At 70.9% G+C, this 9,889-nt stretch carries 12 protein-coding genes; 5 read left to right on the top strand and 7 right to left on the bottom strand.

Annotated features, from left to right (window positions below; all coding sequences use genetic code 11):
- Positions 1-45: 45 nt before the first annotated feature.
- The 5 genes from AC5Y36_RS16215 to AC5Y36_RS16195 form a co-directional block, all read right to left on the bottom strand.
- The gene (locus AC5Y36_RS16215) at positions 46-699 is read right to left on the bottom strand and encodes an enoyl-CoA hydratase-related protein (RefSeq protein ID WP_500041945.1); all 654 of its coding nucleotides are present in this window, start codon (positions 697-699) and stop codon (positions 46-48) included.
- The gene (locus AC5Y36_RS16210) at positions 696-1,325 is read right to left on the bottom strand and encodes a TetR family transcriptional regulator (protein ID WP_500041944.1); all 630 of its coding nucleotides are present in this window, start codon (positions 1,323-1,325) and stop codon (positions 696-698) included. The genes AC5Y36_RS16215 and AC5Y36_RS16210 overlap by 4 nt, the downstream gene beginning before the upstream one ends.
- A gap of 37 nt (positions 1,326-1,362) precedes the next feature.
- Positions 1,363-2,055 (bottom strand): Rv0518 family GDSL lipase, encoded by a 693-nt coding sequence (locus AC5Y36_RS16205; RefSeq protein ID WP_500041943.1) that lies wholly within the window; start codon positions 2,053-2,055, stop codon positions 1,363-1,365.
- A 66-nt stretch (positions 2,056-2,121) separates the two neighbouring features.
- Positions 2,122-3,402, bottom strand: coding sequence for an acyltransferase family protein (locus AC5Y36_RS16200; RefSeq protein WP_500041942.1), 1,281 nt, complete (start codon positions 3,400-3,402; stop codon positions 2,122-2,124).
- Between the two features lie 73 nt (positions 3,403-3,475).
- A complete protein-coding gene (locus tag AC5Y36_RS16195; RefSeq protein WP_500041941.1) occupies positions 3,476-4,162 on the bottom strand; it encodes a M15 family metallopeptidase in 687 nt (228 codons plus the stop codon).
- A gap of 49 nt (positions 4,163-4,211) precedes the next feature.
- Here AC5Y36_RS16195 and AC5Y36_RS16190 point away from each other — a divergent pair, with 49 nt between their 5' ends.
- The gene (locus AC5Y36_RS16190; protein ID WP_500041940.1) at positions 4,212-4,850 is read left to right on the top strand and encodes a zf-HC2 domain-containing protein; all 639 of its coding nucleotides are present in this window, start codon (positions 4,212-4,214) and stop codon (positions 4,848-4,850) included.
- Here AC5Y36_RS16190 and AC5Y36_RS16185 read toward each other — a convergent pair.
- Entirely contained in the window at positions 4,847-7,021 is a 2,175-nt protein-coding gene (locus AC5Y36_RS16185) for a heavy metal translocating P-type ATPase (RefSeq protein WP_500041939.1), read from the bottom strand. The genes AC5Y36_RS16190 and AC5Y36_RS16185 overlap by 4 nt on opposite strands.
- 97 nt (positions 7,022-7,118) lie before the next feature.
- Here AC5Y36_RS16185 and sigC point away from each other — a divergent pair, with 97 nt between their 5' ends.
- From sigC to AC5Y36_RS16165, 4 genes are all read left to right on the top strand, one after another.
- Positions 7,119-7,670, top strand: coding sequence for an RNA polymerase sigma factor SigC (sigC, locus tag AC5Y36_RS16180; protein WP_500041938.1), 552 nt, complete (start codon positions 7,119-7,121; stop codon positions 7,668-7,670).
- Positions 7,667-8,233 (top strand): phosphatase PAP2 family protein, encoded by a 567-nt coding sequence (locus tag AC5Y36_RS16175; protein ID WP_500041937.1) that lies wholly within the window; start codon positions 7,667-7,669, stop codon positions 8,231-8,233. The genes sigC and AC5Y36_RS16175 overlap by 4 nt, the downstream gene beginning before the upstream one ends.
- A gap of 100 nt (positions 8,234-8,333) precedes the next feature.
- Entirely contained in the window at positions 8,334-9,080 is a 747-nt protein-coding gene (gene yaaA, locus AC5Y36_RS16170; RefSeq protein WP_500041936.1) for a peroxide stress protein YaaA, read from the top strand.
- 23 nt (positions 9,081-9,103) lie between these two features.
- Positions 9,104-9,733: a M15 family metallopeptidase gene (locus AC5Y36_RS16165; RefSeq protein ID WP_500041956.1), complete on the top strand. Its 630-nt coding sequence runs from the start codon at positions 9,104-9,106 to the stop codon at positions 9,731-9,733.
- 7 nt (positions 9,734-9,740) lie between these two features.
- Here AC5Y36_RS16165 and AC5Y36_RS16160 read toward each other — a convergent pair whose 3' ends face one another.
- Positions 9,741-9,887 carry a hypothetical protein gene (locus tag AC5Y36_RS16160; RefSeq protein WP_500041935.1) on the bottom strand — a complete coding sequence of 49 codons (147 nt, stop codon included), beginning with the start codon at positions 9,885-9,887 and terminating at the stop codon, positions 9,741-9,743.
- Positions 9,888-9,889 lie beyond the last annotated feature (2 nt).

Raw genomic sequence — 9,889 nt, 5'->3', positions numbered from 1 at the left:
TGCCCCAGTACCTGGATGCAATCTCGGCGCGGAAGGCGCCCGTGCTTAATCGGTCAACGCCGCCACCGCCGGACCGAACATGGTGGCCTTGATCGCGCCTACGGTGCCCGGATCCTTTCCGCCCAGCGGACGGATCAGATCAACCGCTGCGGCAGTCACCTCGCCCTCGCCGGCACCCGCATCGACGATGCCCATGCCGAGGGCCTCGGCGCCGCCGAAGCGGCGCGCGGTGGTCATCGAGGCGACCGCCGCCTGCGGGGTGAGTTTGGCCTGGATCAGTGCGGCCATCCCGGGGGTGAACGGGATGCGAATGTCGGCCTCCGGGAAGCAGAAGAAGCCGCGATCGGCGCGCATCACCCGAAAATCGTGCGCCATGGCCAGCATTGCGCCGGCGCCGAACGCATGACCGACGATCGCCGCCGCGGTGGGCAGCGGCAACGTCAGCACCCGGGCCAGCAATCCGTGTACCCGGCCGACATACCACTCGGTCCGCTCGCCGTTGGCGCCCAGCCAGTCCAAGTCCAGGCCGTTGGTGTAGAACTTGCCGGTCGCGGTGGTCACCAGGCCGTGTGCCCCGGAGCCGACCACCTCGTCGAGCGCGGCGTCGATCTCATCGAGAAACGCGGGTGAGAAACGGTTTTCGTTGTCGCCGAGATCCAGAATCGCGATCTTGTCGTCATGGCTGAAACTGAGTGTCACAGGTTTCGTCCTTTCGGTTTCGGGGCTGGTCCGACGCTCAGGACGGCGCGGACCGCGGCGTGCAGGTGCTGGCGCGCGATGGGACTGCCCAGCCGCTGGCGGCTGAGCACGATCGCGGTCGGCAGGTCGACGATGCAGGCGGTGATGGTGTCGACGGCACCGGCGTCCTTACGGCTCCACATGGCAGCAGACAGCCGAATCATCAACCCGATCAACTGCGCGTCCAGGTCGCGCAGTTGATCGGCAACCTCGCCCGGCAGGTCTGCATCCAGCAGCTCGTCGCGCCCGATCGCCTGCAGCAGTCTGGACGAATCCGGGTAGCGGACAGCGAATTCCACCGGGGCGTCGGCGGCGGCGACAATCGCATCGACAGCACCCCTACCGTTGTCTGCCAGTTCCCGATCCACCAGGTCACCCTGCAGTTCCAGGAACCGGCGGCCCGCCCGCAGCCAGGCGCTGCCCACCAGACCGGCACGCGAGCCGAACGCGTGATAGACCGCCCCGTTGGACACACCCGCGGTTGTGCTGACCGCGCGGATGGTCACCGCGGCCGGACCCGAGCGGGCGGACAGCGCTTCGACCGCGTCCAACACGCGGTCGAGGTCATGGACGCGGGGGCGGGGCACCCCGCTACTGTAACAGAGCAGATGCTCTATTACATGCTCAGGCCCGAACCGGCAGTTGAGCCCGGATCAGGGGCGCGATCTGCTCCGCCATGTAGGCGTGCCCGGCATCGGTGGGGTGCACACCGTCGGCGCCGATCAGCTCCGGCCGGCCGACGAACCAGCCCTCGGCGATCGGGTCGATGAACACCGCGCCCACCGTCCAGGCCTGAAAGCTCAGGGTGTCACGGATGCCCAGCACGGCGGGGGGAACATCGGCGGTGGGCCAGGCCGGCCCGATCACCAGCAGTGTGGCCCCCGGCGCGATGCGCCGCGCGAGGTCGAAGCTGCTGTGTGCCATTCCGCCGAGCGCGCCGGGGTCGACTCCCTGGTCGTTGCGGGAACCGAAGAACACCACCAGCACGTCGTCGGGGTGCACGGCCCGCGCCGTCAGATCCTGGAAGATGCTGCCGTGATCTCCGATCGCCCCGTAGCCGGCCCGACCTTCGGCGGCGACGTCGGGAGCGACCTGCACCCCCTGGCGGCCGAGGATCTGCCAGGCCCGCGCCGTCCAGGCGTGCTGGCCCATGCCCCCCTCGTTGGTGCCAGTCGTATACGAGTCACTGACAACCGCAACGTGGTTCAGCGGCGAATCCGCCGACGCGACCCGGTAGGCGGGCGCCTCCCCCAGCTGATTGGCCCCGATGCCGCCCAGCACAACCAGTGCGATCCCAACCGCGCTGACCCGCCCCACTGCTACCTCCACGCTTGATGCGACCGCATGAGTCCCCGCCGAGCTTACGCGGAAGGCCTCGCCCGCTCAGCGTACGGCGTATTCAACAACCTCTGGCGCACACGATGATTCATCGGGCTCAGCGGTGCCGGCGGCTTCGGAAGCAGCGGTGTCACCGGGCGCCGCCGGTGTCGGCGGCGGCGGGTCCGGCGGGGGTTCCGCTTCTCGGTCCACCGGCGCCGACGGCCTCATCATCCGACGCATCCACCGGCGCGCGGGTTCCTCGACGCCGTGGAACAACACCACGGACCCGATCACCGCCGCCGCCAGCAGCCCCAGCACGATCCACCGCCCGCCGTCGCCATCCAGGGTCAGCTCGAACTGCATCGCCGCCCAGTTCCATGCGGTGTGCACCAATTCGTGCACCATGTACAGGCCGAAGGAGATCTGTCCGCCGTACACCATCACCCGGGTGGCCAGCAGTCTCGGCAGGCTGCCCACCCCGATCGTCAGCGTCACCACCAGCGGCATGAACAGCATGTCGACCAGCCCGCTCGAATCGCTGACGGTGGTCAGCGGGTGCGCGTCCAGCAGATAAAGCGAGCCGACGATGACCACCACCAAAAGCACCGACAGGTAGCCGGCGCCGCGACGGGCCCGGTCGCTGGGTTGCAGGCGGCGCACCGCCGCGCATGCCAGCGCGCCCGCGGTGAACTGGGTGATGATGCGGGGCAGCCAGCTCCACGGGGTGTAGAACTGGCCGGTGCCCAGCAGCAGCAGCACCGGCGGTAACGATGCCGCGAAAGCCAGTACCAACAGGCTGCGCGCCCGGGTGGCCCGCACCATCCGGAAGATGACCAGCACCAGCAGCGCGAACAGCAGATAGGCCAGCCACTCCGCGCTGATCGACCACGCCGGGCCATCCCAGCTCGATCCGTCGAAGAACGGCTCGAACCACAACTGCACCAGCAGTAACTGCCGCACGTAGCTGATCGCGGACAGTTCGATCGGGTCCTGCGGGTGGATGTGGCCGAAATTGAGGGTGAAGATCACCCATGCCAGCGCCAGATGCATGGTGACCAGGTACACCGGCCAAACCCGGGCCAACCGCAGCCACAGGAAGTGCACCGTGGCGCGAGCAGACCACTGCGGCCCCATCCGGTCCAGGTAATTCCAGGTCAGCACGAACCCAGAGAGGATGAAGAACAGATCGACTCCCTGGGCGCCGCAGTTGAGCACCGGGGCCAGCGCCGAGCGGAAGTCCGGGGTGGCCTGTTCCAGCAGCGGCCGGAAATGAAACAGCACCACCCAAACCGCGGCGATGATGCGGAGCCCGGTTAAGGCCTTGATCTCTCCGGTGGTGCGCACAACCCTCTTTCCGTATCGCCTTCGCAGACTAACAGCGCGCACGGCCGGGCCCGCGCAGCGCTCGCTGCCCGATTCAGCGATCCGGCAGCTCGAAGTGCTGGTAGTCGATCGGTGACTGCCAGTAGCCTCCCCATTGCCAGCCGGCCGCGCTGAACACGGTGACCGGCGGGTCGTCCTGGTGGATCAGGCCCGGATCCCTGCGGGCGCGATCCAGGTAGGGGGCCGCGTTCGTCGGCTCGAATCCGCCATCGGCGTGCACGGACGGATTGAGCCGTGGATTCAGGTCGACCGCCCGACCGTAGGCATGCCACGACCAGCGGTCGCTGCCCGGGATCCCGCGGCAGTTGAAGGCCGAGGTGTTGTTGTCCTCCATCGACAGTTCGTCGGCGGCTGCCGGGTAGTGGTCGGCGGTGCGGATCTTCTCGATGGGATAGCGCAGCCGGTAGAGCTGGTCGAAGGCGGACAACACCTCGGCGGCCACCGCCTGGTGCACTACCAGCTCACCCTGGTGGGTCCGGCCGTCCAACCCGAGGTGGGTGACATCGACGCGGCGCAGCTGTCCGGGTTCGACCGGGCAGCCCGGGTGCCAGGTCGCGCCCAGCTCGGACGCCGTCACCGGGTGCACGCGCGGGGCGGGGGCGGCGCTGCTCGATACCCGCGACGTGCTGGGCGCCGGACGCGGCGGCGCCCCGGCGCACTGCACGAGCACGGCGGTGGCCGCCGCGAACCCGACGCAAAGAATCGCGGATGCGCTCCTCACCGTCTCTTTGTAGTCCAACGCGCCGGGCCGTGCACCGGGGCGCGTGACGATGCGAGACGATGATGCGATGGACTGCGAGGTGGCCCGCGAGGCGTTGTCGGCCCGCATCGACGGCGAGCGCGAGCCGGTGCCGGCGGCGCGAGTCGATGAGCACCTCCGGGCCTGCCGCGGATGTGCGGCGTGGTACGCCAGCGCCCAGCTACAGGCCGTCGACCTGCGCGGCTTGGCGGTCTCCGACGAGGCCGCGGTCCCGTCCTCGAGCCGGCTGCCTCCCGCGGCGACGCCGGTCCGCTGGGGCCGTCGCTACGGGCTGCGGACGGCGCTGGGGCTGGCCGGTCTGGTCCAGATCTGGCTGGCGGTGGCCCAGGCGGCGGGTATGAACTTCGGCCTGGTTGCCACCCACCATGACCACGGCGCCGCGACCGGCGCACATCTACTCAACGAATCCACCGCGTGGTCCGCGGCCTTGGGCATCGTGACGGTGGCCGCGGCGTTTCTGCCACCCATCGCCCTGGGCCTGGCCAGCGTTCTGGTGGCGTACGTCGGGCTGCTGAGCTGCTATGTGGTCGCCGACGCCGTCGCCGGTCAGGTCACCACCATTCGGGTCGCCAGCCATCTGCCGGTTGCTGCTGCCGCGGTGCTGGCCGTACTGGTCTGGCTCACCAGCCGCCGGCAGCAGCGCTCCTAGCTGAACCTGCGCAGCCGCAAGCTGTTCGACACCACCAGAAACGACGACGCGGCCATTGCCGCACTGGCCACCAGCGGGTTGAGCAGTCCGGACGCGGCGATCGGGATCGCGGCGGCGTTGTAGCCGAAGGCCCAGAACATGTTGGTCTGCACCGTGTGCATGGCAGCGCGGGCCAACCGCAGGGCCTGCGGTACCGCGTCGAGACCGTCGCGGACCAGGATGATGTCGGCGGCGGCGATCGCGACATCAGCGCCGCGGGCGACGGCAATGCCCAGATCGGCGCGGGCCAGGGCAGGGCCGTCGTTGATCCCGTCGCCCACCACGGCGACAACGCGGCCCTGCTCCCGCAACCGGTCGACCACATCGACCTTGCCGTCCGGCGACACGTCGGCAGCCACATCGCGGATGTCGACTGCGGCGGCGATGGTCTCCCCGGCGGCGGCGTTGTCGCCGGTCAACAGCATGGTGCGAAGACCATCGCGGTGCAGGGCCGCGACAGCGTCCGCCGCCGATTCGCGCACCGCGTCGGCCACCCGGATCGCGCCGCAGACGGCGTCGTTCATCGCAACGAATACCACTGTCTCCCCGGCTGATTCACCGCTGCGCCGGGCCGCGGCGATGTCACGGGGCACCACCCGGCCGCGTCCCACCCAGGCGGGCCGGCCGACCGCGACGGTAGTGCCGTCGACGATTCCGGCCACGCCATCGCCCGCGATCGCCGCAAAGTCGTCGACCTGACGGCATGCGGCGGCGGGATGAGCGGCGACGATCGCACGCGACACGGCATGCTCGGCGGCGGCCTCCACGGCGGCCGCCGCGGCCAGCACCTCGCCCTGCTCCCATCCATCGGCGGCGACCACGGCCGTCACCACCGGCGCCCCGGTCGTCAACGTCCCGGTTTTGTCGAACACCACGGTGTCCACCGCGCGCACGGCTTCCAGCGCGCGCGGTCCCTTCAGGAAGATGCCCAACTGGGCACCGCGGCCGGCGGCGACCATCATCGCGGTCGGGGTGGCCAGGCCCAGCGCGCACGGGCAGGCGATCACGACGACGGCCAGCGCGGCGGCGAAGGCGCGGTCGAGATTGCCGCTCACCGCCCACCACGCGGTTGCGGTGATCACCGCCATCACCAGCACCCCGGGCACGAACACCCCGGCGATGCGGTCGGCCAGCCGTTGGATATCCGCCTTCTGCGACTGCGCCTCCTCCACCAGCCGCAACAGGCCCGCGAACCGGGTATCGGGCCCCACCGCGGCGGCCTCCACGATCAGCCGCCCGTCCAGCACGACGGTGCCGCCGACGACGGTGGCCCCGGGTTGCACATCGACGGGTCGCGGCTCCCCCGTCATCACACTGACGTCCACAGCGGCGGCACCGTCGACCACCAGCCCGTCCGCCGCGATGGCCTGACCCGGCCGCACGACGAACCGCTGGCCTTCCTTGAGTTCGACGGCCGGGATCACCATTTCGTCGTCGCCGGCCAGAACGACCGCGACATCTTTGGCGCCCGAGGCCGCCAGCGCCCGCAGCGCCGCACCCGCCTTCGACTTGGCGCGGGCCTCGAAATACCGGCCGGTCAGCACGAACACCGTCACACCCGCGGCGACCGGAAGATAGCCGGGCCCGCTGCCCAGCAGAGCCTGCCCCAGCGACCACCCGGTCGCCGCGCCGACACCGATCGAGATCAGCGTGTCCATGCCCGCCGCACCGTGTCGGGCGGCGCGCATGGCCGAGCGGTGGAACGGCCACGCCGCCCACGTCACGATCGGTGCGGCCAGCGCGGTCACCATCCAGGAGCTCGCCATGTCGGGCGCTGCCGCGAATATCGACAGGCCGGCCAGTGGTACGAACAGCGCCGCCGCGACAGCCAACCGCACCAGCAGGCTGCGGGCCTGGCGGGCGTCGGGGTCGTGGTCGGCCATCGAACGCGGCGAATGGGCGTGCGCCTGGTAGCCGGCGCGCTGCACCGCGCCGCACAGCTCAGCCAGGGCGGTGTCGGCGGGCGCGTCGATGGTGGCCACCCGGGTCGCGACGTTGACCGAGGCACGCACCCCGGTGATGGTGTGCAGTGCCTTCTCGACGCGGGCCGCGCACGACGCGCAGGACATGCCGGTGACGTCGAGTTGGATCCGCTGGACGCCCACTGCGTCCGGCGCGAACTCCGTCGTCACCGTCTGTCCTCACCGCCGGGTGGCGTCCGCCACAGTCTGTTGGTCGGGGCCGGGCTGACGATGAGTTCGCTGCCCAAATCGAATAGGGTCAACCCTCGTGGCATCCGACGACGACGAGGTTACTCGGCTTGCGTTGTCGGCCGGTCGTGGCGATACCGCGGCGTTGGAGCAGTTCGTCCGCGCCACCCATCACGACGTCTGGCGCTCGGTCGCCTACCTGAGCGGTGACCCGGGCATCGCCGACGACCTGGCCCAGGAGACGTATCTGCGGGCCATCCCCGCGCTGCCGCGCTTCGCCGGCCGATCCTCGGCCAAAACCTGGCTGGTGTCGATCGCGCGCCGGGTGGTCGTCGATCAGATCCGCTACAACCAGAGCCGCCCGCGGACCCATTCCGGGGTCGACGTGGACCAGGTCCTGGAAAGCCGCCTCCCGGCGCGAGGGTTCGAGCAGCTGGTGGAAGTGGGGATGCTGCTGGATGGTCTCGACCCGGACCGCCGGCATGCGCTGCTGCTGACCCAGGTGCTGGGGCTGTCCTACGCCGAGGCCGCCGAGGTGTGCGGCTGCCCGGTCGGCACCATCCGCTCCCGCGTCGCCCGGGCCCGCGAGGATCTGATCGGGGCAGCCGAGCGCACCGACCTGACCGGGTGATCCGCTGGTGGCCGCCGGTCGCACTGACGGCGACGATGCTGCTGGGCTGGGCCGTGGGCAAGGGCTCGACGGCTGTTGACGACGCGTTCGGCCGCTGGGTCGTCGCGGTGCTGGGCACGGGACCCCGCTGGCTGCTGATCTGCAGCAGCTGGGCGCTGCTGGGCCCGCTGCTGGTGGCCTGCGTGGCGGTGGCGGCGTATCGGCGACAGTGGTGGCTGGCGGGCGCGGTGCTGGTCTGCCCCTTCGTCACGATCGCGATCGCGCAGGCACTCAAGCGGCTGTTCGACCGCCGCAACGGGCCCTATCTGGAGTATCCGAGCGGCCACACGGTGCTGATGGTCAGTGTGGTGGGTGTGGCCGTGGTGGTGGCCGGGGCCCGGCTGTGGGCGGTGGCGGCCGCCGCGGTGATCAGCCTGCTCGGCATGCTCGGTCTGATCGCGTGCGGCTACCACTATCTGACCGACACGTTGGGGGCCGCGCTGCTGGCCACCGCGCTGGTGTGTGTCGCGGCTCAGGTCGGTGGCCGCCCGACGAACCGCCGCATCGTCGTCCGCGACCCGTAACGAGTTACGACGACCCGCCGCAGTGCCTCGCAGCGGGTTACGTTTCGCGAAACACCGAGCGCACCGAATGGCGCTCGACCGGTCGGTTAACGTCTCCGCTGTGATCGTCCTGCTGCCTCCGTCGGAGACCAAGCGTGCCGGCGGCGACGGGCCGCCGTTGCGCCTCGCCGAGCTCGGTTCGCCCGCCCTCGCGTCGGTGCGCACCGCACTGGTCGACGAACTGGTCGCGCTGGCCGCCGACCGGCCGGCCAGCCGACGCGCGCTGGGCCTGTCCGCCAGCCAGGACGCCGAGATCGAACGCAACGCCGCGCTGCGCAGCGCCCCGACGATGCCGGCGATCGGCCGCTACACCGGGGTGCTGTACGAGGCGCTGGATGCCGACTCGCTGCGCGGCGCCGAGCGGGCGCGGGCACACGCCCGGCTGGCCGTCGGGTCCGCGCTGTTCGGGCTGTTGCGCGCGCAGGACCCGGTACCCGCCTACCGGCTCTCGGCGACCTCGAAGCTGCCCGGGCAGCCCGGGTTGGCGACCCGGTGGCGCCCGGTGCTCGAGCCGGTGCTGGCCGTCCTTGCCGACACGGAACTGGTCGTCGACCTTCGATCCGGCTCGTATGCGGCGCTGGGCCGGTTGCCCGGCGCGGTGCGCGTCGACGTGGTTGCCGAGCACGCCGACGGCCGGCGCAGCACGGTCAGCCACTTCAACAAGGCGCACAAGGGCCGGCTGGCGCGGGCGCTGGCCAGCACCCGAGCCGAGCCCGGCGACGCCGCGGCGGTTGCCGCGATCGCGCGCCGGGCCGGCATGCGGGTGGAGCGGCGCGGCGATCAGCTCACCGTGGTGGTGGCGGCGTGAGGCGCCGGTTCGCCGCGGCGGCGCTGGTCGCCGTCGCCGGGCTGGGCCCGGCCGTGGGCCACGCGGCGCCCGGCGTACCGCCGGTCGGCCCGCAAGCCCAGGCGGCCGGGCTGCTCGATGTGCGCAGCGTCGTCCCCAACGCGATCCTCGATCTGCGTTACGCGACCCCGAACAACTTCGTGGGTGCACCGTTGTATCCCCCCGATGCCCGCTGTCTGGTGCACGAGTCCCTGGCGTCCGGCCTCGCCGCCGCGGCGCAGACGCTGGCAGCCCAGCGACGGGCGCTCGTCTTCTGGGACTGTTACCGTCCGCACGCCGTCCAGGTCCGGATGTTTGAGGCGGTGCCGAATCCGGCCTGGGTGGCCCGTCCCGGCCAGTTCGCGCACAGCCACGAATCGGCGCGCTCGGTCGATGTGACGATGGCCGGCCCCGACGGGCGACTGCTCGACATGGGAACCGATTTCGACGACTTCTCGCCGCGCGCAACGGCGTTCGCCACCGAGGGCGTCAGCGCGCAGGCCGCCGCGAATCGCGCGGCGCTGCGCGCCGCGATGAACACCGGCGGGCTGGCGGTCTACTCCGGTGAGTGGTGGCATTTCGACGGGCCCGGGGCCGGCGCCGACCGCCCGATTCTCGACGTACCGGTCAACTAGCGCGGGCTCAGGCCGCCAAGCCGAAAACGGACACCACCAGCAGGCTCAGCAACGTCACCGTCCAAATGAGCGAGCGAAGCGCACTGGCACCGTAGTGTCCGTATTCCGGGGCGAGATTGAGGTACGGATCTTGCACGCTGCGACCACGGTTCATGC

The sequence above is a fragment of the Mycobacterium sp. NGS50 genome (genome assembly GCF_059812545.1).
Note: the sequence above shows the minus strand (reverse complement) of the source record. Positions and strands in the feature narration are given on the sequence as shown.